Origin of the sequence: Catenulispora yoronensis (genome assembly GCF_039531695.1) — a bacterium.
GTDB classification, from domain to species: Bacteria; Actinomycetota; Actinomycetes; order Streptomycetales; family Catenulisporaceae; genus Catenulispora; species Catenulispora yoronensis.
In genome coordinates, this window is the sequence record NZ_BAAAQN010000090.1 from 1 (window position 1) to 21,505 (window position 21,505).

The following is a 21,505-nucleotide window of genomic DNA, read 5'->3' on the forward strand; positions in this document are numbered from 1 at the left end:
GCGGGGCCGGCCGGCGGCGCGCTCGCGGCGCCGCCCGGGCCGGCGGCGAAGCGCGGCGGCGCCGGCGGCGGCGGCAGGTGCGGGTTGACCAATGGGGAGGCCTCCGCGGGAGGGGCCGCCGGCGGCGGCGCGACCGGCGACCAGCGCGACGGCAGATGCTCGGATTCCCGACGCGGTTCCGGTACGGGCTGGTGCGGAAGGTGTTCGCCGCCGGGCTCCCGGCTCCGGCGCCGGCCCAGGCCGTCGACGGGCACCGGCGCCAGCGGGCCGAGCGAGTAGCGGGCCCCGGGGGCGTCGGACGGGCCGGACGGGACCGGCAGCGCGATCGCGTCGAACCCGGACACCTGGAGCGAGGAGCCGTCCAGGCCGGCGGCCGGCGGGCGGCCGTTGCCGTTCCCGTTGCCGGCGGCCGGCGAGGACGCCTGCAGCGGATGCGGCTGGAAGGAGGGCTGCGCGGACCGGCCGTCGGCCTGCGCGGCGTGCGGATGGTCGACGGTGTGCTCGGCCCGGCCGGGGCCCGCCGCGGCGGGGTAGCCGGGATAGTCGGCGTAGTCGATCCGGTCGGCGCGCTCGGCACCGTGGCCGGCGCCCTGGGGCGCCCGGTCGCCGTATCCGGCGCCCGGACCGGCCGGAGTCGGCGGCCCGGCCATGCCGAGGTACTCGGGCTGGGCGCCGGTGGACGCCGGCTGTCCGGCAGCGGCGGCCGCGGCGGCGCCGTTCCCGATCGGCCCGCCGAACGTCTCGGCGACCGGCGTGAGCGGGGACAGCGGCGCGATCGGCGGCGTCCGGCCCGGGATCCGGCGCGGCAGCCCGTCCGGACCGGCCGGAGCCACCCCGGAGGACGGCCAGCCGTCGGGCCCCAGGCCCTCGCCGCCGAAGCCGTGCGGCCGCGCCGGCAGAAGCGCGGCGTGCGCGGTCGGCCCCGGCAGCGCCGGAACCCCGTTCCCGGCCGGTCCGGCGGCCACCGCCGGCGTCCCGGCCGCCGCGGCCTCGACCGCGTCGCCGCGCGGCGCCCGCGTCCCGGCGGCCTCGGCCACCGGCCCGGCCAGCAGGAATCCGGGCACGTACACCCGCGCCGTGGTGCCGCCGCCGGGCGTGGCCGACAGCTCCACCGCCGCGCCGGTGCGCACCGACAGCCGGCCGACCACGAACAGCCCCAGCACCCGGGTCGGCGCCAGGTCCAGCCGCTCCCGGCGCACCAGGCGCGCGTTCTCCTGCGCCATCTGCTCCGGCGACATGCCCATGCCGCGGTCCACGATCTCGATCACGAAGCCGCGCGCCGACAGCCCGACCGCGATCTCCACCCGCTGGCTGGCCGGGGAGAACGACACCGCGTTCTCCACCAGTTCGGCGACCATCAGGGTCAGGTCGCCGACCGCCGACGGCGCGACCATGGCGTCGTCCTCGGCGATCAGCACCACCCGCTGGTAGCCCTCGACCCGGCCGACGGCGGAGCGGACCACGTCGGTCAGCCGCATCGGCGAGCCGGAGATGTTGGCCTCGCGCTCGCCGGAGAGCAGGATCAGGCTGTCGGCACCGCGCTGCAGCCGCACCGCCAGGTGGTCGATCCGGTAGAGCCGGTCCAGCAGCACCGGATCGGTCTCGGAGCGCTCCACCTGGTCGATGATCGACAGCTGGCGGCCGGTCAGGTTGTGGATCCGGTGCCCGACGTTGCCGAACATCTCGGCGGTGTTGCGCCGGATGGTGACCTGCCGCTCCAGCATCAGCAGCGCGGTCTCCTGCACCTTGTTGAACGCCTGGGCCAGGTCGCCGAGCTCGTCGTCGGTGGGCACCGGGATGGCCTCGAAGTCCGGCAGCTCGCCCTTCTCGCCCAGGTCCTCGTCGGTGACCCGCTCCAGGTCCGCGGCCGCGGCCCGGGCCACCCGGGAGGCGGCGCCGGTCAGCGCCAGCACCGGGCGCACCACCGAGCGCCGGATCAGCGCCGAGAGCGCCATCAGGGCCAGCGCGGCCAGCACGCCGATGCCGATCATGATCACCACGGTGATCTCGGCCTGCCCGGCGTTGTGCTTGGACAGCGCGATGATCCGGTCGGTGATCTGCGCCTCGGCCGCGGCCCGCTGGTTGCTCGCGGTCTCGAAGGCCCCGGTCAGGCTGTTGCGGTCGGCCAGGGTCTGGATGTCCTGCAGGTTCTTCGGCGGCGCGATCACGCCGCGCTGGTCCTGGAAGGCCTGGCCGAAGATGGCGTCGGCCTTGTTCTGGTAGGCCCGGAAGGCCTGGTACTCCGGCGAGCTGAGCACCGCGGCGATCATCGACCGGTCGGCGGCGGCCGGGAACTGCAGCACGAACCCGAGCTCGGACTGCGCCACCTGGTCCATGCGGGTCGCGGTGTTGTACTGCTCGGCGGCGTTGTACTCGGTGGGGGCGCTGGCGAACGCGGTCAGCGAGGCCTCGCGCTGGCTCTCGGCCATGTCGCCGGCGTACAGCGCGGCCAGCTCGGTCTCCAGGGAGGAGGCCGGGCCGCCGGCGGCGCTGTGGCCGGCGAAGTCCAGGGCGTCCACCAGCTGCGCGTCGATCGCGCCGTACACGGTGTCGACCAGCTGCTGGACGTGCGCCTGCACCACGTAGTTCTGCGACATGCCCTCGCGGGCCGGCAGCTCGCGCACGTAGCTCAGGTCGGACACGGCGGCCAGCGAGGCGGTCAGCTTCGGTGTGGCCTTGTTGCCGAACGCCTGGGACACCAGGGTCACCTGGTTGTCGGTGACCGAGATGGCGTCATTGTAGGCGCGGGCCTTCTCCGGGTCGCCGTTCATCGCGGCCTGCGCCTTGTCGCGCTCCAGCGACAGGTCCTGGATCAGGAGGCTGACGCTCTTGGTCGAGCCCAGGAAGTCCGCGGCGGTGTTCCACTGCTCGGCCACCGCGGCCTCGTGCACCGCCACCGGCGTCATCAGGGCCGCCATGGCCACCGTCGGCAGCACCACCAGCAGGTCCATCTTGCGGCGGAAGGGCAGGCGGTTGCGGACGCCCGACCCGCCGCCGGCCGCGCCCTCACCCGTGCGCTCGGCCATGTCCGCACCGCCTCGCTTCGCCCGTTCGGTCATTTCTGCTTGATCCGGTTCCAGGCCGTGACCCAGGCCGAGTAGGGCACGCAGGTCCGGTCGCTGCCGTCCAGGCACCGGGTGGTCGGCGTGGTCCAGTACCAGACGTTGTCCCAGTAGGCCTCTTCGTCGGCGTGGTAGGTGGCGCAGAACCCGGGGTCGGTGGTCTTGGTGCAGGCCTGGGAGTTGGCCGGGGCCTCGCCGAAGAACTCGGCGACCTTGGCGTTCACCGCCGGCGAGGTGATGTAGTCCAGCCACTTGTAGGCGCAGGTCGGGTTCTTGGCGCCGGCCGCGATCATCCAGGTGTCGGACCAGCCGGTGACGCCCTCGACCGGCTTGACCGCGCCGATCTCCTTGTGGCCGTCGCGGGCCAGGGCGTTGAGCACCACCTGCCAGCTGGTGCCGATCAGGTCGTTGCCCTTCTTCAGGTCGTCGGCCTGGGCGCCGGTGTCCGACCACCAGTTGCCGACCGCGGGCTCCAGCTTGCGCAGCAGGTCCACGGCGGCGGCGAACTGGGTCTGGTCCAGCGCGTAAGGGTTCTTGATCGCCAGGTCCGGCTGCGCGTGCATCAGGTACAGCGCGGCGTCGGCGATGGAGATCGGGGAGTCGTAGACGGTGACGTGCCCGGCCACCGTGGGATCCGGGTCGAAGATCGCGCCCAGCGAGGTCGGCGGGTCCTTGATCTTGTCCTTGTTGTAGACCAGGACGTTCGCGCCGCGGCCGTGCGGGATGCCGTAGGGCACGCCGTCGACCGAGTTCCAGCTCTTGTTCTTCAGGCTCGGGTAGATCTGCGCGTAGCTGGGGACCTTGGCGACGTCGATCGGGGCGACGTCGCCGCTGGCTATCAGCCGCAGGCTGGCGTCGCCGGAGGCGGAGACCACGTCGTACTGGCCGGATTTCACGTCCGCGACCATCTCGTCGGAGCTGCCCGCCACCGTGGCGTTCACTTTGCAGCCGGTGCTGCGGGTGAACGGGTCGGTCCAGGAGCGCTCGGCGTACCCGGCCCAGACCACCAGGTTGACCTGGCCCTCGATCAGCGCGCCGGGCTCGGCCATGGGAATCGGCGGCGGGACGAACGCCCCGGGCGGGGTGGTCGCCGGACCGGCGGAGCAGGCCGCGGCGAACGCCAGCAGCGCCACGGCCGCGAGCAGGCGCGTAGCCATCGCCCCCCTCCGACGTTTGGGGGACACCGACCGCACTATCGCCATAGACCGGGACGCTTTCTGCTCACTCGTCGCTAGTCATGCCAGAGCCTTGCGAGGGGGGACACGAAGGGCGCACGGCCATTCGACGCGTGGCAGACTACACGATCGCACCCGGGGTGGAGAATCAGGGAGCGTATGGAAAGGCATGGATCGGGACGAGTCCGGACGCCCAGCGGCCGGTTCGCGCGGCGGTAAGCGTTCTCCGGCTCGCGTCATCGTGCCGGTTCGCGGGGGCGGGGCGCCCTAGGATCGTCGCATGGCCACGACCGAGGAGCGCTTGATGGTGCTCGACACTCCGACGCTGTACTTCCGGGCCTTCTTCGGCGTGCCGGAGTCGATCACCGCGCCGGACGGCATGCCGGTGAACGCGGTGCGCGGAACGCTGGACTTCTTCAGCCATCTGATCACCACCTATCGGCCGGACCGGTTGGCAGCGTGCTTCGACGCGGACTGGCGGCCGGCGTTCCGCGTGGCGGCGATCCCCTCCTACAAGGCGCACCGGGTGCTGGCGGAGGCGCCGGCGGCGGTGGACGTCGAGGAGGTGCCGGACACGCTCAGTCCGCAGGTCCCGGTGATCGAGGCGGTGCTGGACGCCGTCGGGATCGCCCGGGCCGAGGCGCCCGGGTTCGAGGCCGACGACGTGCTGGCGACCCTGGCCGAGCGCTGGTCCGGAAGCGGACACGGACCGGTGGACGTGGTCACCATGGACCGCGACCTGTATCAGCTGGTTGACGACGCGCGCCGAGTACGGGTCCTGAACATCGGCAAGGGGGTGACCAAGCTGGAGGTGGTCACCGACGAGGTGCTGCGGGAGAAGTACGGCATCGGCGGCCGGGACTACGCCGACTTCGCGGCGCTGCGCGGGGACCCGAGCGACGGCCTGCCGGGGGTGGCGGGCATCGGGGAGAAGACCGCGGCGGCGCTCATCTCCGAGTACGGCGACCTGGCCGGGGTGCGGGCGGCGGCCGGGGATCCGGGGTCGGCGCTGAAGCCGGGGCAGCGCAAGCGGATCGTGGAGGCCGCGGAGTACCTGGACGCCGCGCCGACGGTGGTGCGGGTGGTCCGGGACGCGCCGGTGGTCGAGCACGACGACCGGCTGCCGGAGGCGGCGGCCGACCCCGGGGCGCTGGCCGCGCTGGCGGAGCGGTACGGGTTGAAGACCGCCGTGGGGCGGCTGGAGAAGGCACTGGCGAGCCGGGCGGGGTGAGCCGGGGGTGAGCCGTCAGGGCTCCCCGCCCGACAACGCCGCGGGGCCGCCGGTGGTGACCGGCGGCCCCGCGATGTTCATTCGATCGTCTCCGAGTGTTCTCAGCCGTTCATCATCGAGTACGCGACGACGCCGCGCCGCATGGCGTCGATCGCCTCCTGCGCGGCCTCCCGCACCGTGCTGGGCTTCCCGCCGGGGCTGCTCAGCTCGGCGGCGGCGTTGGCGATCTGGCCCAGCAGGTCGATGAGCTGCTTGCACCAGCGCACGAAGTCGCCGGCCGGCATCTCGACGTCCCACAGGACCTCCTCCAGCGCCTTGCCGGAGGCCCAGTGGTAGGCCGGCAGCGCGAAGCCGAGGTCCGGCTCGCGCTGGAACTCCAGGTGGTGGTCGGTCTCCAGCTCCTCCAGGCGGGCCCAGAGCCGGACCATGTCGTCGAGCGTCTTGGGCACGGTCCCGCCGGGCAGCCGGGGCGGGCCCGCGTCGTCGGCCCGCCGGGCCTCGTAGACCAGGGCCGAGACGCACGCGGCGAGTTCCGGCGGCGTCAGGCCCTCCCACAGGCCGGCCCGCAGCGTCTCGGCGGTGAGCAGGTCCAGCTCGGTGTACAGGCGGCCCAGGCGGCGGCCGATCGGGGTCACCTGGTCGCCGTCGAGGTAGCCGAGCTGCTCCAGCAGGCCGCAGACCCGGTCGAAGACCCGCGCGATGCTGTTGGTCCGGCCGGCGACCCGCTTCTCCAGCTGCTTGGTCTCCCGGTCCAGCTTGAAGTGGCGCTCGGCCCAGCGGGCGTGGTCCTCGCGCTCCTGGCAGCCGTGGCACGGGTGCGAGCGGATGGCCTTGCGCAGGCGGCCGAGCTCCACGTCGTCGGCGGCCTCCGAGCGGTAGCGGGTCTTGCGGTAGGGCGGGATCTCCTTGTCGCCGGCCTTGCTGCGCAGCACGGCGGCCAGGTCCCGGCGGGACTGCGCGGACTTGGCGTTGAACGACTTGGGGATCCGCATCCGGTCCAGCGGCTCGGCCGGGCTCGGGAAGTCGGTCAGCGACAGCCGCACCACCTGGCGGTCCACGGTCAGCACCACCGGGCGCGGGCCGTCGCCGGTGACCTGGCCGGGCCGGCCGGCGGTGGCGGCCGGTATCCCCGGGTCCAGGACCACGGCCACGCCGGCGCGCTTGCCGGCCGGCACCACGATGATGTCGCCGGGCACCAGCCGCTCCAGCGACTCCAGCGCGGCGGCGCGGCGGTTGGCGGCGCCCTGCCGGGACAGGTCGGCCTCCCGCTCGGAGAGCCGGCGGCGCAGCGCCATGTACTCGTCGAAGTCGCCGAGGTGGCAGGTTATCGCCTCGGCGTAGCCGTCCAGCGCGGCGGTGTTGCGCCGCACCTGCTTGGTCAGCCCGACCACCGCCTGGTCGGCCTGGTACTGCGCGAAGGAGGTCTCCAGCAGGTTGCGGGCCCGCTCGGCCCCGAACTGGCCGACCAGGTTCACGGCCATGTTGTACGAGGGCTTGAACGACGAGCGCAGCGGATAGGTGCGGGTCCCGGCCAGCCCGGCCAGCGCCTTGGCGTCCAGGTCCGGGCGCCAGAGCACCACCGCGTGGCCCTCGATGTCGATGCCGCGGCGGCCGGCCCGGCCGGTGAGCTGGGTGTACTCCCCGGGGGTGAGGTCGACGTGGTTCTCGCCGTTCCACTTGGTCAGCGCCTCCAGCACCACGGTGCGGGCCGGCATGTTGATCCCCAGCGCCAGCGTCTCGGTGGCGAACACCGCCTTGACCAGGCCCTGGACGAACAGCTCCTCGACGATCTCCTTGAACGTCGGCAGCATCCCGGCGTGGTGCGCGGCCACGCCGCGCTGCAGGCCGTCGAACCAGTCGTGGAACCCCAGGACGTTGAGGTCCTCCGAGGGGATGCGCCCGGTGCGCTCCAGCACGTGCGCCTTGACCCGGGCCCGCTCGTCGGCGTTCAGCAGCCGCACGCCGCCGTGCAGGAACTGCTGCACCGCGGCGTCGCAGCCGGCCCGGCTGAAGATGAAGGTGATGGCCGGCAGCAGGCCCTCGGCGTCGAGCTTCTCGATGACGTCGACCCGGCTGGGCACCCAGCCCCGCCCGCCGCGCCGCCGGTCCTTGCCGCGCGCGCCGCGCGGTCCCCCGCCGCGCGGGCCGCCGCGCTGGTACATCGACTCCGAGCCCTCGCGGCCCAGCCGCACCAGCTCGGGGTTGACCCGCAGCTCGCGGGCGGCGGAGATGCCGCCCTGGCCGTTGGCGCCGGGCATGGCCTCGCCGTCGGCGCCGTTGGCGAACAGGTCGACCATCTTCTTGTGGGCCAGCACGTGCTGCCACAGCGGGACCGGCCGGTGCTCCCAGACGATGGACCTGGTGTCGCCGCGGACGGTGCGCAGCCAGCCGGCGAACTCCTCGACGTTGGACACCGTCGCGGACAGCGCGACCAGCCGGACCGACTCCGGCAGGTGGATGATGACCTCTTCCCACACCGCGCCGCGGAACCGGTCGGCGAGGTAGTGGACCTCGTCCATGACGACGTAGCCCAGGCCGGACAGGGTGGCCGAGCCGGCGTAGAGCATGTTGCGCAGCACCTCGGTCGTCATCACGACGATCGGCGCCTCGCCGTTGACCGTGTTGTCGCCGGTCAGCAGTCCGACGTTGGCGGCGCCGTGCCGGGCCACCAGGTCGGAGAACTTCTGGTTGGACAGCGCCTTGATCGGCGTGGTGTAGAAGCACTTGACGCCCTGCGCGAGGGCCAGGTGGACGGCGAACTCCCCCACGACGGTCTTGCCCGAGCCGGTCGGCGCGGCGACCAGCACGCTGTCGCCGGCCTCCAGGGCCCGGCAGCCCTCGATCTGGAAGGGGTCGAGGTCGAAGTCGTAGCCGCCGCGGAAACGCTGGAACTCCGACAGGGCAGGCACATCGGGAGCCCGCGTGGGCTCGGCGGGCGATGACATGCCTCCACCCTAACCGGAAGCTTGATCGCAGCGCCTCAGATTTGCCAGGTCACCCCGGCGCGGCCGCTACGCGGCAGGTCCGGGCCGATAGACCCGCAGCGCGGCGGGCAGCGTGCGCAGGGTCACCGGCAGCTGGCCGATCCGCTCACCGTCGGCCCAGCAGCTGACGTCCGCGGCACGCAGCTCGATCTCGGCGGCGTGGTGGACGCTCACCCTCGGGTGCGCGACGTGCTTGCCGGAGAAGACCTTCGGGAAGATGGTCAGCAGCGTGGGCTTGGCGACCCGCTGCACGACGGTGACCTGGAAGCGGCCGTCGTCCAGCACGGCCTCCGGGCAGATCAGCATGCCGCCGCCGTAGGAGGGGCCGTTGCCGACGGCGACCAGCATGCACTCGGTGTCCAGCTCGCGGTCGTCGAGGCGGATGCCGAAGCGCGGGGCCTTGAACCGGGGCAGCTCCAGCAGCATCGACAGGTCGTAGCGGCGCTTGCCGCGCGGCCAGCGCATCCGGTTGGCGCGGTCGTTGACCCGGGAGTCCAGGCCGCAGGCCAGGACCGTGGTGAACCGGCGCACCACTTCCTGCGGGGTGCCGGCGCCGGTCGTGGCCTCGCCGAGGTCGATCCGCGCGATCACACCGTCGACGACGACGCGCGCCGCGGCCTCCGGGTCCTTGAGCGGGATGCCGAGGCTGCGGGCGGTGTCGTTGCCGGTGCCGGCCGGTATCACGCCGAGCGGCCGCTCCGGGTCCTCGGCGAGCAGCCGCAGGCCGGCCGAGACCATGCCGTCGCCGCCGACCACCACCAGGGCCGCGTCCGGGTGCTTCAGCAGGGCGTCGCGGGCCCGCTGCTCGCCGTCGGCGGCGTCCCGGCCGACGATGTCGGTCACCTCGACGCCGGCGGCGCGCAGCGCGGCGACGGCGCGCTGTCCGGCGCGGGCGCCCGCGCCCTTGGCGGACGTGGGGTTGATCAGGGCGACGACGTGATCGGGTCTGGGCACGCGCAGACGCTAGCAGCGCGTGCCCCCGCTCGTCATGGCGCCGTGACCCGGGCGTTATCCGCGGCGCCGCCGGACGCGCCGGGAGCGCGCGGTGGGTTACGTGAGGTCGTTGTAGTCGTCGTCGTAGCCGCGGCGGATCTGCTCGACCGGACGCGCCTGCTCGACCGCGGCCGGGGACAGGTCCAGGTCCGAGGCCTCGTCCGGCGACAGGCCCGCGTTGATGTCGCGGGCGGCGCGGCGCCGGTCGTTGAGGATCGCGACCCCGATGGCGCCGTAGTACAGCAGACACATCGGCGCGGCCAGCGCGGTCATGCCCAGCGGCTCGCCGGTGGGGACGGCCGCGGCGGAGAAGACGAAGATGGCGAAGGTGACGTAGCGCCAGGACTTCTTCAGGCGCTCGGCGGACAGCACCCCGGTGAAGTTCAGCGCCACCACGATCAGCGGGACCTCGAAGGACAGTCCGAAGATCAGCACCATGCGCATGAAGAAGCCGATGAACTGGTCGATCGGCAGCTGGGTGACCGATTCCGACGGGACGAAGTTCAGCAGCACCTTCATCAGCGTCGGGAAGATCCAGTACGCCAGCGCGGTACCGGCGGCGAACAGCGGGACGGCGACCCCGACGAACGACAGCGAGTACTTCTTCTCCTTCTTGTGCAGCCCCGGGGCGATGAACGCCCACAGCTGGTAGAGCCACACCGGGCAGGACAGCAGCAGGCCGACGAGCAGCGAGACCTTCAGGCTGATCGCCAGGCCGGAGGTCGCGCCGGAGTTGGTCAGCAGGCCGTTGGGGCAGCTCGCCGCGGCGTCGTACGGGTGCAGGCCGATGATGTGGTCGTTGTGCACGACGCAGACCGTCTTCGACAGCAGGTGGATCACCCAGTCGTGCATGAACCAGCCGGCCACGGCGCCGAGCGCGATGCCGAGCGAGGCCCGGTACAGCCGGGTCCGCAGCTCGCGGATGTGCTCGGCGAGCGGCATCCGGCCTTCGGGGTCCTTGGGGACCTTCACCGTCTTCGGCGGCTTGCTCCGGCCCTTGGGCCGGGTCCCGTTGGCGCTGGCCTGCGTCGTCATCTTCTCGGGAATCCGTTCAGTTCTTGGCGTTGTCGGCGCGCCGGGCGCCGCCGTCGACGATCTGGCCCGGGATCACCTGGGACTCCGGCAGTTCCACGTCGTCGGCGGCGGACTGGATCTCGGACTTCATGATGCGCGCCGACTTGCGGACGTTGCGCACCGAGTCGACGAGGCGTCCGCGGCTGAACAGCGCCCACCCCACGAGCGCGATCAGACCGACCTCGATCAGCCGCTGGAACACGGTCCGACCCCCTTGGTTATCGACACGGGAACCCTTATGAGACTAATCGGCCTGGGCCCGTGCACGCAGCGCCTTGACGCCCTCCATTTCCTGAACACCACGCAACGTCTCGCCGGCGTCGTTCAGTACCGCGGAGGTCTTCTTGAGTTCCCGGACCAGGCCCTTGGCCGCGACGAACACGCGCCAGCCGAAAGCCGCCGTGATCACCAGTGTGACGACACAGGTGATCGTGATCAGGAGAACCCAGTACATGCAAGGAACTATAGAGCCTGATCCGGTCCGCGTCGCAGGGCGAGGGTGGTCACTCCGGAGGTTTTCAGGATCCGGGCCAGCTCCGGACCCGCCGGCCGCCGCACCCGCACCCGGCAGGCGGGGCAGGTGAACACGTAGCGGTCGGTGTCGGCCCCGCGACCGGTGGAGACGAAACGGACGTCGGCGACGGCCACGAACTGCGGACCGCAGTCGGGGCAGCGGACGCGGAAGTCGGCGGGCGGCAGGGCATCAGCGCTCTGGTCGCTGTCAGTATCCGGATCGTCATCCGGAGTGATCGATGACTGGGACTCCGCAGCGGAAGGCGCGGAGCGGCCGCCGGTGAGGACACGGAAGCGAGCGCGGGGGTTCGGGTCGGCGGGCGGCGGGGCGGCGGTCGGGCTGCCGGGATCCGTTGCCTCTGCCGAGGCGGTCGAGTCTGCCGACTGTGCCGAAAGTGCGATCGGCTCGGCCTGCCTCACCGGGCCGCCAGCGGCATCGGTATCGGCATCTGCGGGCTCGGCGAAGCCGTCGGGGGCGCCGGTCCGCTCGCCGCTGCCCGCGCCGCCGAACCAGTCCCAGCCTTCCGTCCCCTTCCCTGCCCGGGTCCCGGCCCCTGTCCCGGTCGCCGTCCCCGCGGAGTCGCCGTCGGACGCGGGTGGCGCCGGCGGCTCCGCCGAGCTCACGCCGCGCCCTCGACGTCCCCGTACAGGGCCAGCGCCTCGGCGGCGGTCTTGCGGACCTGGTCGGCCAGCGCCGGCGGGTCGACGATGCGGCCGTCGGCGCCGAGGCGCAGCACCAGGCGCAGGATGCGGCCCTGGTCCGGGGCGCGCAGCGCGATGCGCAGGCCGCCCTCGGGCAGTTCCTCGACGCCCTCGTTGGGGTAGTTCTCGGCGACCCAGCGCGCGTGCCGGGTGACCTCCAGGGTGACCAGCGGGTCGTCGGCGGCCGGCCGGAGCACGCCCTCGTCGAGGTCGTTCGGCTCGGCGGCCTCGGGCACCTCGGCGGCGACGTCGAGCACCTCGATCGCCACTATCCGGGACAGCCGGAAGGTCCGGACCGCCTCGCTGCGGCGGCACCAGCCCTCCAGGTAGGCGTGGCCGTCGGAGAGGATCACCCGCATCGGGTCCACGTCGCGCCCGGTCACCTGGTCCCGGGACGGCACGAAGTACTCCAGCCGCAGCCGGCGGCCGTGGTCCAGGGCCTGGCGGATCCGGTCCAGCACGGTGGCGCGCGCCTCGAAGGCCACGGTGACCCGCTGCGAGGCCTGCGCGCCGCGCTCGCCGGCCGCCTCCTCCAGCTTGGCGATGGCGCGCAGCAGGGCGTCGCGGTCGGCGACGCCGGGCAGCTGGGCCAGCGCGCGCAGCGCCACCAGCAGTGCCACCGCCTCGCGCACCGAGAAGCGCAGCGGCCGCACGATGGCCTCGGCGTTCTCCAGGTGGATGGTGCCGCCCTCGCCGATGTGCGCCTCCATGAGGTCGTCCGGCAGGCCGCCGGGCAGACCGCACATCCACAGCGTCTCCAGGTCCTTGCGCAGCTGCTTCTCGGAGACGTTGAACTCGGCGGCCACCTCGGTGAGCTTGGCCCCTTCGTGCTCCAGCAGGTAGGGCACCAGGTTCAGCAGGCGGCGGACCTGGGCCGCGGCGCCGCTCATCGGCCGGCTCCCGTCGTCCGGCCGGACTCGGTCCGGCTGCCCGGCACGGCGGCCTGGGCTGCTTGCGTTGCTTGGGCTGCTTGGGCTGCTTGGGCTGCTTGCGGAGCCTGGTCGCCCCGGTGGGTCATCTCGTCGCTGGCCGCCAGGGCGTTGCCCTCGACCGCGGCGCGCAGCCGCGCGACCACCGCCGCCCGCAGCTCCGGCGGCTCCAGCACCTGCACGTCGGGGCCGAACTCGGCGAGCCAGCCGGCCATGCCGGTGTTCCGCGGCACGGTCAGCACGTCCCAGCCGGTGGGCTCGCCGTCGCGCAGCTCCGGCTCGCACTCGGTGGCGCGGCGGCGCAGCAGGAACCCGGTGTCGGCGCGCAGCCGCAGGCTGGCGGTGCCGACGTTGCGGTTCTGGCGCCAGGCGAACTCGGCGACCTTGGTGTGCACGTCCATGTCGTCGGGCACCGGCTGGGTCAGGTGGCCGGGCAGCAGCACCACCTCGCCGACGATCCGGTCCAGCCGGAACATCCGGTCGGCGCCGCGGTCCCGGTCGTAGCCCGCCAGGTACCAGTGCCCGCGCCAGGAGTCGATGGCCCACGGCTCGACCTTGCGCTCGGCCGGCTCGACCTCGCCGGACTTGCGGTAGCGGAAGGCCGCCGGCCGCCGGTCGCAGATGGCCTGGAGCAGCGGCTCGAAGGCGCCGGTCTCGGTCCGCACCCGCGGCTCGATCCCGGACTGGCTGATGTCGCCGACCTCGACGCCCGCGCTTTTCAGCTTCAGCAGCGCCGAGGAGGCGTCCGAGGCCAGGACCGCCTGCTGCCAGAACCGGGCGGCGACGCCGAGCACCGCGGCCTCGTCCCGCTCCAGCCGGATCTCGGGCAGGTTGTAGGAGTCCTTGGGGATGCGGTAGCCGATCTCGTCCTCGAACAGGGCGCTGTTGGTGCCGGTCTCCAGCGGGATGCCCATCTCCCGCAGCTCGTCCTTGTCCCGTTCGAACATTCGCTCGAAGGCGTCGTCGCTGGGGCACTCGCGGTACGGCTCCAGAGTCGCGCGCAGGCGCTCCTTGGTCACGTATTGCTTGGACGCGAGCAGGCAGATGACCAGGTTCACCAACCGCTCGGTCTTAGTGGCGGGCATCGGGTCTCTCCTACTACAACTCGGGTACGCCGTGAACGGTAGCGCTAATGAGGTTGGCGGCGCAGCGTCGCACGCAGCAACAGAAGAATCAGCGGCGCGAAGCGCCTCCTCAACGGGCGGTGGTGGGAGACGGGTGGGCGAAAACCGAAAGAGTGATGGCGAGGTAACAAAGGGGCGTATTGCGCCCGGTACCGTGGGCGCGTGATGCGGTGGCGGCAAGGACGGGTAGCGGCGGTCCGCAAGGAATGGCGAGGGGCGACTGAATTAGATGTAACGACTCCCGACGGGCAAATGTTCCAGGCCCTGGCGTATCCCGGCCTGGTAGGACGGCCCGTACCAGGTGACGAGGTCCTCCTCTCCGTAGGCGCTCTGGACCTGGGACTGGGGACCGGCGGCTACGCACTGGTCGTGGCACTCCCCTCCCGGCTCCCCGCGGACGAACCCACAGCCGGGCACATGGTCAAGGCGCGCTACACGCCGCTCCAGACCATCGTCGACGGCGCGGAGGAGCGGCACCCCGAACTGGCGAAGGCCACCTCGGTGGACGGTATGCCAGTGGTGGTGGCCGACCTGCACTCCTCAGTACCGGCGGTACTAGCGGGGATCCTCAAAGCGCGTCCCTCCGCGCGCATCGCCTACGTCATGACCGACGGCGGCGCGCTACCGCTCTGGTTCTCCCGCACCGTCGACGGCCTCCAGACCGCAGGCTGGCTGACCGGCACCGTCACCGTCGGACAGGCGTTCGGCGGCGACCTGGAGTGCGTGACGACGCACAGCGGCCTCCTCGCCGCGCGCCACGTCCTCCACGCCGACATAGCGGTCGTCGCACAAGGTCCGGGGAACCTCGGGACCGGAAGCGTATGGGGATTCTCAGGAGTCGCATGCGGCGAGGCGATCAACGCGGCCGCCGTCCTGGACGGCCGCCCCGTGGCCGCCCTAAGGGTTTCCTCTGCGGATGCGCGCGAACGACACCAAGGACTGAGCCACCACAGCCTCACCGCCTATGGGAAGGTCGCCCTGGCGCGCGCCGATGTGGCGCTGCCCGACGTCCCCACCGAGTTCTGGGACGGCGTCGCGGCCCAGGCGTCAGCCCTCAGCGAACGTCATACCGTCGTCCGGGTTCCGGTCGACGGGCTCGACGCGGCGCTGCGCGCGTGCCCGGTTCCGCTCAGCACTATGGGCCGCGGTCTGGACGAGGACTATCCGGCGTTCCTCGCGGCGGCGTGCGCCGGCCGGTTGGCGGCGACCGTCATGGATTGACAGTTCGGCCCGCCCGGTATCGGAGGGGGGTGCCTGTGCACGGATCCCGGTTATCAGCACAATGTGTTGAACACATAGTGACGGGGTTCCGGAGAGGGGCGTTCCTTGGTCGAGGACAAGCAGCAGGAGCAGGCGCTGGCCGCCGAGGCGGCGGCGGTGGCCGAGGCGGCCGAGCACGAGCCCCTGGAGGCGGTCGAGGAAGCGGTGACCCGCGCGGCCCGCTGGCGGGCGTTCGCCGAGCGGCAGAACCGCGCCTACCACGTGCTCTGGCTGACCTGCATCGTCTTCGGCGCGGCGGCCGCGGCGTTCGCGTGGACCACCATCCGCGTGCACGACCGGCAGGCCGCGGCGGAGAACCTGGGCCGCGACGTCGCCCAGGTGCTGTCCGCCGCGGACGTCCAGTCGGTGCGCCAGCCCGCCAAGGGCGGCGGGGCGCTGACCGCGTACTACTCCCCCACGCTGCACCGGGCCGCGCTCGTCGAGCACGGGATGCACACCCCGGCGGGCGGGCACACGTACGCGTTCTGGTACCGCGACGCCTCGGGCGCGGCCCGTTCCGCGGGCTCGTCCCGCTTCGACCACGCGCACAACGACCTGGTGCTGCTGCCGTCGGTACCGGCCGGCACGCAGCTGGAGGTCACCCTGGAGTCGTCCGGGGCCGACCACCCGACCACGCCGGCGCTCGCGACGCTGCCGCTGGGCTGATCCGGCGCCGGCTGTCTACTCCACGACCACCAGCTCGCCGGCGAGCGCGGCGAACACGGTGCCGGTGATGGCATCCACGACCCGCCGGGCACGCGCGTATCCGGCGGCGATCCGCTTGGCCGAGAACAGGCAGGCCACCATCGCGTACCAGGCCGCGCCGATGGCCGGGATCGCGATCCCGATCGCCAGCCGGAACTCCCAGTCCACGTGCGGCGGCAGCAGCGCGGCGAACACGCTGGAGAAGAACACCGCGGCCTTCGGGTTGCCGATGTTGCACAGGAATCCGGCGCGGAACGCCGCCGCCGCGCCGCGCGCCTTGAGCGCGGTGCCACCCGCCGCGGCGCCGGGCGCGGTCCGGCGCGCCGCCGAGCGCAGCAGCTGGAACGCCAGCCAGGCCAGGTAGGCCGCGCCGGCCAGCCGCACGGCCTGGAACAGCGGCTGGCACTTCACCAGCAGCACGGTCAGCCCGACCAGGCTGGTGGTGGCCCAGACCGCCATCGCCGCGGCCACGCCCAGGCCGACGAACACCGCGTCCCGGCGCGAGCGGGCCACCGAGGCGTGGGAGACGGCCAGGAAGTCCGGGCCGGGGATGAGCAGCGCCAGGGTCCACACGGTCAGCAGCGCGGCGAATGAGGCGACAGGCATGGAAAGATCCTGCCACGGGACCCGGCACTGCGGCGGACCCGCGACAGCACCAGGGCACGACCAGGGCAGGACCACGCAGAACCGTGGCAGGTACCGCGAACGCCGACGGCCGCCCCGGGGGTCCGGGGGCGCCCGTCGCGGCGGGAGCGACTCAGCGCACGTCGAGCAGGTCCACCACGAAGATCAGCGTCTCGCCCGGCTTGATCAGCGGGCTCGGGCTGCGGTCGCCGTAGGCCAGGTGCGGCGGGATGACCAGCTTGCGCCGGCCGCCGACCTTCATGCCGGCCACGCCGCGGTCCCAGCCGGCGATGACCCGGCCGCCGCCCAGCGGGAACGCGAAGGGCTGGCCCCGGTTCCACGAGGCGTCGAACTCCTCGCCGGTGGAGTAGGACACGCCGGCGTAGTGCACGGTCACCTGCTGACCGGACTTGGCCTCGGCGCCGTCGCCGACGGTGATGTCCTCGATCACCAGGTCGTCGGGCACCGGGAAGTCCGGGAAGTCGATCTCGGGCTTGTCAAGACTCATGGGATAGCTGTTCCCGTTCTTGTCGGGGATGGTCCTCTCGTTACGCTATCAGGGCGTCTCCCGCGCTCAGCGGGCGTCCAGGATGTCCACGACGAAGACCATCGTGTCGGTGCCCTGGATGCCGGCGTCCGGCTGGCCCTGGGCGCCGTAGCCCTTGTCCGGCGGCACCACCAGCAGCACCCGGGAGCCGACGGTCTGGCCGACCAGGCCCTCGTCCCAGCCGGCGACCACGTCGCCGACGCCGATCCGGGTGGCGAACAGCGACTTGCCCTTGCTGAAGGAGGAGTCGAAGACCTGGCCGGTGCGCCACACCAGGCCCTCGTACTGCACGACCAGGGTCTGGCCCTTCTTCACCGGCGCGCCCTTGCCGACGATCACCGGCTTGTAGACGCCGGCGGTCGGCGCGGTCTTGCCGGCCGGGACGGTCACCTTCGGGTCGGCGGTGCCGACCTCGGTGCCCACGGTCGGCAGGTTCGGGTCGGTCAGCGCGTTCGGCCCGGTGGCGATGTCGGCGGTGACCGCCGGGTACACGCCGATGATGTCCAGGTCGAACAGCAGGGTGTCGTCGGCCTTGATGGTGACGCTGCCGGCCTGCGTGCCCTTGTCGCCGAAGGCCAGGGCCGGCGGCACCACGAGCTCCACCCGGCTGCCGGCCTTCTGGCCCTTCAGGCCCTGCTCCCAGCCGGCCAGCATCTGCTTCTGGCCCTCGACCTCGACCGCCGCCTTGCCGCCCTGGTCGTAGCTGCTGCCCAGGTCGCTGCCGTCGCGCCAGAGCTTGGCGGTGTACTGGAGCACCACCACGCTGCCGTCGGCCACCGCCGGGCCGTCGCCCTCGATCTTGACCTTCACGCCCAGCTTGCCGTCCGGCTTGCCGGCCGGGACCTGGATGTTCGCCTTCTGCCCGAAGGCGTCGGAGCCGGGCGAGGCGGAGGACGAGGACGAGGCCGCGGCCCCGGTGCTGCTGGCCGCCCCGGCCGGCGTGGTGGCCCCGGTCGATTTCGGCGCGGACTTGCTGGACGAGCAGCCGGTCAGCAGCACCAGGCCGGCCGACAGGGCGGCGACGGCGAACTGGGTCCGGCGGATGGCCACGGAACGGCGCACGGGAAACCTCGCAAAGGCGCGGGAGCCGGAGGCGGTGAGGCGGGTCCGGCGGGCGTCGGGAGCATGTCGGCGCCGTCGACGACGACCACACATCCCAGGGACCGCACCACCCTAGCGCGGCGGGCCCCCGACCGGAGCCGGGAGCCCGCCGGCGCGGCCGTCCCGGCACCGGATCCTCACCGGCCGGGAACCCGGCCGCCATGCCGGTTCGCACGCTGGTTCACCTGCCGGTTCGCCCGCCGGCCGGCGCGCCGTAGCCCGCGCCGGGCTACATGGAGGAGATGAGCTTCTCCACCCGCTCGTCGACCGAGCGGAACGGGTCCTTGCACAGCACGGTGCGCTGCGCCTGGTCGTTGAGCTTCAGGTGGACCCAGTCCACGGTGAAGTCCCGTCGCTGCTCCTGCGCCCGCTTGATGAACTCCCCGCGCAGCCGGGCCCGGGTGGTCTGCGGCGGCACCGACTTGGCCTGGAAGACCTCCAGGTCGGTGGCGGTGCGCTCGACCATGCCGCGCTTCTCCAGCAGGTAGTACAGCCCGCGGTTGCGGGAGATGTCGTGGTAGGCCAGGTCCAGCTGCGCCACCCGGGGCGCGGACATCGCCAGGTTGTGCTTGGCCCGGTAGCGCTCGATCAGCCGGTACTTGATCACCCAGTCGATCTCCCGGGAGATCAGGTCCAGGTCGCCGGTGGAGACCGCGGTCAGGGTGCGCTCCCACAGGTCCAGGATCCGGTCCACAGCCCCGGTGCGCAGGCCGCGCTTCTCGGCGAAGTCCCGGGCCTTGGTGAAGTACTCCTCCTGGATCTCCAGCGCGCTCATCTCGCGGCCGTTGGCCAGGCGCACCTTCTTCTGGCCGGTCATGTCGTGGCTGACCTCGCGGATCGCCCGGATCGGGTTCTCCAGGGTCATGTCCCGCAGCGTGGTGCCGGCCTCGATCATCCGCAGCACCAGGTCGGTGGCCCCGACCTTGAGCAGCATGGTGGTCTCGGACATGTTGGAGTCGCCGACGATCACGTGCAGCCGCCGGTACTTCTCGGCGTCGGCGTGCGGCTCGTCCCGGGTGTTGATGATCGGACGGGAGCGGGTGGTGGCGCTGGAGACGCCCTCCCAGATGTGCTCGGCGCGCTGCGAGACGCAGTACACCGCGCCGCGCGGGGTGGCCAGCACCTTGCCGGCCCCGCAGATCAGCTGCCGGGTGACCAGGAACGGGATCAGCACGTCGGCCAGCCGGGAGAACTCGCCGTGCCGGCCCACCAGGTAGTTCTCGTGGCAGCCGTAGGAGTTGCCGGCCGAGTCGGTGTTGTTCTTGAACAGGTAGACGTCCCCGGCGATACCCTCCTCGTGCAGGCGCCGCTCGGCGTCGGCCAGCAGCCCCTCCAGGATCCGCTCGCCGGCCTTGTCGTGGACGATCAGCTCGCGCACCGAGTCGCACTCCGGAGTGGCGTACTCCGGGTGCGACCCGACGTCGAGGTAGAGCCGCGCGCCGTTGCGCAGGAAGACGTTGCTGGAGCGTCCCCAGGACACGACGCGGCGGAACAGGTAGCGGGCGACCTCGTCCGGGGACAGGCGGCGCTGTCCGCGGAACGTGCAGGTGACGCCGTATTCGTTTTCGAGCCCGAAGATCCGCCGGTCCATGTTGACCACCTTATGCCGCGCGTAAGACCTGAAGCGTCGTTGTTCGGCTACCGCATGTGTTCAGGACTCCGAGGAGTCCTCGTCGTCGAGGAGGTCGTCCACCGCGCCGAGCACCTCGCCGTCGCCGAGAGCGGTCTCGACGGCCTGGGTGGGCCGGGCGGACTCGGCGGACTCGGCGTCGCCCTGGGCGCCGTCCTCGCCGGCGCCGCCGTCCTCCTCGCCGTCCCGGCCGAGCAGCCGGGCCAGCGCCGGCCCGGTGATCCGCCGGAACTTGCGCACCTGGGGCCGGGTCCGGTCCAGGACCGCGACCTCCAGCTGGTTGGGGGCCAGGGTGCGCGGCTCGGTGCCGTCCCGGCCCAGCGCGTCCACGGCGGCGTTGAGCACCGTCTCCAGGCTGGCGTGCTCCTCGAAGGAGGACTCCAGCACCGAGGTGACCGCGTCGGCGGCCCCGCCCAGCACCTGGAACCCGCGGATGTCGGTGACCTGGCCGTCGAAGGTGACCCGGTAGCCCTGGTCGTCGGCGGCCCCGTCGCCGACCTCGGCGACCGCCAGCTCCACCTCGTACGGCTTGCCCGAGCCCTCGCTGAACATCGTGCCCAGCGCCTGGGCGTAGGTGTTGGCCAGGGCCCGGCCGGTGACGTCCCGGCGGTCGTAGACATAGCCGCGCATGTCCGCGTGCCGGACGCCGGCGATGCGCAGCTGCTCGTACTCGTTGTAGCGGCCGGCCGCGGCGAAGGCGATGCGGTCGTAGATCTCGGAGATCTTGTGCAGGGCCCGCGACGGGTTCTCCCCGACGAACAGGATGCCCTTGTCGTAGAAGATGACGGCGACGGACCGGCCGCGGGAGATGCCCTTGCGGGCATACTCCGCCCGGTCCTTCATGATCTGCTCGGGCGAGACGTAGAACGGCGTCGTCACGGGTCACTCCTGACTGGGACCGGAACCTGCAAGAGACGATGGGAGCTGTCGGATACGGGTCCGAAGTTACCGCAGGGGTGCGCGCGGCCCGTCGGGAGCGGCGCGCCGGGCGTCGACGACGCCCTCGACGAGCGCGGCGAGCTCCTCGTCCGGCAGCCGCCGGTAGCCGTCCTCGGTGACCGCCGCGACGACGGGGTAGATCTTGCGGTACAGGTCGGGGCCGCCGGTGGCCGAGTCGTCGTCGGCGGCGTCGTAGAGCGCCTGGACGGCCGCGACCGCGGCTTCCTCGGCGTCGAAGTCCGGACGGTAGAGCTTCTTGAGCGCGCCGCGGGCGAACATCGAGCCGGAGCCGACCGAGTAGAAGTCGTGCTCCTCGTACATGCCGCCGGTGACGTCGTAGCTGAAGATGCGCCCCTGCCCGGACTCGGCCTCGTAGCCGGCGAACAGCGGCACCACGGCCAGGCCCTGCATGGCCAGCCCCAGGTTGCCCCGGATCATCGTGGCCAGCCGGTTGGCCTTGCCCTTGGTGGAGAGCGTGACGCCCTCGATCTTCTCGTAGTGCTCCAGCTCCAGCTGGAACAGCCGGACCATCTCCACCGCCATGCCGGCGGTCCCGGCGATGCCGACCGCGGAGAACTCGTCCCCGGGGAAGACCTTCTCGATGTCCCGCTGCGCGATGAAGTTGCCCATGGTGGCCCGGCGGTCGCCGGCCACCAGCACCCCGCCGGGGAAGGTCAGGGCGACGATGGTGGTGCCGTGCGGCGCCTCCACGGTGGACCCGGCCGGCAGGGTGCGCCCGTTGGGCAGGTATTCGGGGGCGAATCCCTTCAGGAACTCGCTGAAAGAGGAGATGCCCGGCGTGAGGAACGCCTGCGGCAGACCGCCCCGAGTGCCCCAGTCCGCGTTGGATTCCACTTCAGCAATCCCCTTCTATAAGGCTCGGTAGAAACCTTGATGAACGCGACCCTATGT

The 21,505-nt window shown here is 72.4% G+C and carries 19 protein-coding genes; 3 read left to right on the forward strand and 16 right to left on the reverse strand.

Going from position 1 to position 21,505, the window contains the following annotated elements:
* Both ABD481_RS43040 and ABD481_RS43045 read right to left on the reverse strand, forming a co-directional pair.
* Positions 1–3,026 (reverse strand): HAMP domain-containing sensor histidine kinase (locus ABD481_RS43040; protein WP_344671700.1); only part of this gene is annotated, 3,026 nt, incomplete at its 3' end.
* A gap of 29 nt (positions 3,027–3,055) precedes the next feature.
* Positions 3,056–4,219: an ABC transporter substrate-binding protein gene (locus tag ABD481_RS43045; RefSeq protein WP_344671701.1), complete on the reverse strand. Its 1,164-nt coding sequence runs from the start codon at positions 4,217–4,219 to the stop codon at positions 3,056–3,058.
* Positions 4,220–4,541: 322 nt separating this feature from the next.
* On the opposite strand from ABD481_RS43045, the gene ABD481_RS43050 reads away from it, so the two are divergent.
* Positions 4,542–5,468, forward strand: coding sequence for a 5'-3' exonuclease (locus ABD481_RS43050; RefSeq protein ID WP_344671729.1), 927 nt, complete (start codon positions 4,542–4,544; stop codon positions 5,466–5,468).
* Positions 5,469–5,569: 101 nt separating this feature from the next.
* On the opposite strand, the gene ABD481_RS43055 is transcribed toward ABD481_RS43050, so the two are convergent.
* The 8 genes from ABD481_RS43055 to ABD481_RS43090 all read right to left on the reverse strand — a co-directional run bounded on the left by ABD481_RS43055 (position 5,570) and on the right by ABD481_RS43090 (position 13,748).
* A complete protein-coding gene (locus ABD481_RS43055; RefSeq protein ID WP_344671702.1) occupies positions 5,570–8,413 on the reverse strand; it encodes a DEAD/DEAH box helicase in 2,844 nt (947 codons plus the stop codon).
* Positions 8,414–8,479: 66 nt separating this feature from the next.
* Positions 8,480–9,406 (reverse strand): diacylglycerol kinase, encoded by a 927-nt coding sequence (locus ABD481_RS43060; RefSeq protein ID WP_344671703.1) that lies wholly within the window; start codon positions 9,404–9,406, stop codon positions 8,480–8,482.
* A 96-nt stretch (positions 9,407–9,502) separates the two neighbouring features.
* Positions 9,503–10,480, reverse strand: a complete 978-nt coding sequence (gene tatC, locus ABD481_RS43065) for a twin-arginine translocase subunit TatC (protein ID WP_344671704.1) — start codon at positions 10,478–10,480, stop codon at positions 9,503–9,505.
* A gap of 16 nt (positions 10,481–10,496) precedes the next feature.
* Complete coding sequence (locus tag ABD481_RS43070) at positions 10,497–10,721, reverse strand: Sec-independent protein translocase family protein (protein ID WP_344671705.1); 225 nt, start codon at positions 10,719–10,721, stop codon at positions 10,497–10,499.
* 42 nt (positions 10,722–10,763) lie between these two features.
* Positions 10,764–10,973 carry a hypothetical protein gene (locus ABD481_RS43075; protein ID WP_344671706.1) on the reverse strand — a complete coding sequence of 70 codons (210 nt, stop codon included), beginning with the start codon at positions 10,971–10,973 and terminating at the stop codon, positions 10,764–10,766.
* An 8-nt stretch (positions 10,974–10,981) separates the two neighbouring features.
* Positions 10,982–11,656: a hypothetical protein gene (locus ABD481_RS43080; protein WP_344671707.1), complete on the reverse strand. Its 675-nt coding sequence runs from the start codon at positions 11,654–11,656 to the stop codon at positions 10,982–10,984.
* On the reverse strand, positions 11,653–12,624 hold the full coding sequence (locus ABD481_RS43085) for a helix-turn-helix transcriptional regulator (protein WP_344671708.1): 972 nt from the start codon (positions 12,622–12,624) through the stop codon (positions 11,653–11,655). The genes ABD481_RS43080 and ABD481_RS43085 overlap by 4 nt, the downstream gene beginning before the upstream one ends.
* Positions 12,621–13,748 (reverse strand): helix-turn-helix transcriptional regulator, encoded by a 1,128-nt coding sequence (locus ABD481_RS43090; RefSeq protein ID WP_344671709.1) that lies wholly within the window; start codon positions 13,746–13,748, stop codon positions 12,621–12,623. Before ABD481_RS43090 ends, ABD481_RS43085 begins: the two co-directional genes overlap by 4 nt.
* A 201-nt stretch (positions 13,749–13,949) precedes the next feature.
* On the opposite strand from ABD481_RS43090, the gene ABD481_RS43095 reads away from it, so the two are divergent.
* Positions 13,950–15,008, forward strand: coding sequence for a DUF3866 family protein (locus ABD481_RS43095; RefSeq protein ID WP_344671710.1), 1,059 nt, complete (start codon positions 13,950–13,952; stop codon positions 15,006–15,008).
* A 105-nt stretch (positions 15,009–15,113) separates the two neighbouring features.
* A complete protein-coding gene (locus tag ABD481_RS43100; RefSeq protein WP_344671711.1) occupies positions 15,114–15,713 on the forward strand; it encodes an anti-sigma factor in 600 nt (199 codons plus the stop codon).
* 15 nt (positions 15,714–15,728) lie between these two features.
* On the opposite strand, the gene ABD481_RS43105 is transcribed toward ABD481_RS43100, so the two are convergent.
* The 6 genes from ABD481_RS43105 to prcB all read right to left on the reverse strand — a co-directional run bounded on the left by ABD481_RS43105 (position 15,729) and on the right by prcB (position 21,448).
* Entirely contained in the window at positions 15,729–16,358 is a 630-nt protein-coding gene (locus tag ABD481_RS43105; protein WP_344671712.1) for a LysE family transporter, read from the reverse strand.
* Between the two features lie 151 nt (positions 16,359–16,509).
* Entirely contained in the window at positions 16,510–16,884 is a 375-nt protein-coding gene (locus tag ABD481_RS43110) for an FKBP-type peptidyl-prolyl cis-trans isomerase (RefSeq protein ID WP_344671713.1), read from the reverse strand.
* A gap of 66 nt (positions 16,885–16,950) precedes the next feature.
* On the reverse strand, positions 16,951–17,985 hold the full coding sequence (locus ABD481_RS43115) for an FKBP-type peptidyl-prolyl cis-trans isomerase (RefSeq protein WP_344671714.1): 1,035 nt from the start codon (positions 17,983–17,985) through the stop codon (positions 16,951–16,953).
* Positions 17,986–18,253: 268 nt separating this feature from the next.
* Positions 18,254–19,615, reverse strand: a complete 1,362-nt coding sequence (gene pafA, locus ABD481_RS43120) for a Pup--protein ligase (RefSeq protein WP_344671715.1) — start codon at positions 19,613–19,615, stop codon at positions 18,254–18,256.
* Positions 19,616–19,675: 60 nt separating this feature from the next.
* On the reverse strand, positions 19,676–20,533 hold the full coding sequence (gene prcA / locus ABD481_RS43125; RefSeq protein WP_344671716.1) for a proteasome subunit alpha: 858 nt from the start codon (positions 20,531–20,533) through the stop codon (positions 19,676–19,678).
* Between the two features lie 66 nt (positions 20,534–20,599).
* Complete coding sequence (gene prcB, locus ABD481_RS43130) at positions 20,600–21,448, reverse strand: proteasome subunit beta (RefSeq protein ID WP_344671717.1); 849 nt, start codon at positions 21,446–21,448, stop codon at positions 20,600–20,602.
* Between the last annotated feature and the right edge of the window lie 57 nt (positions 21,449–21,505).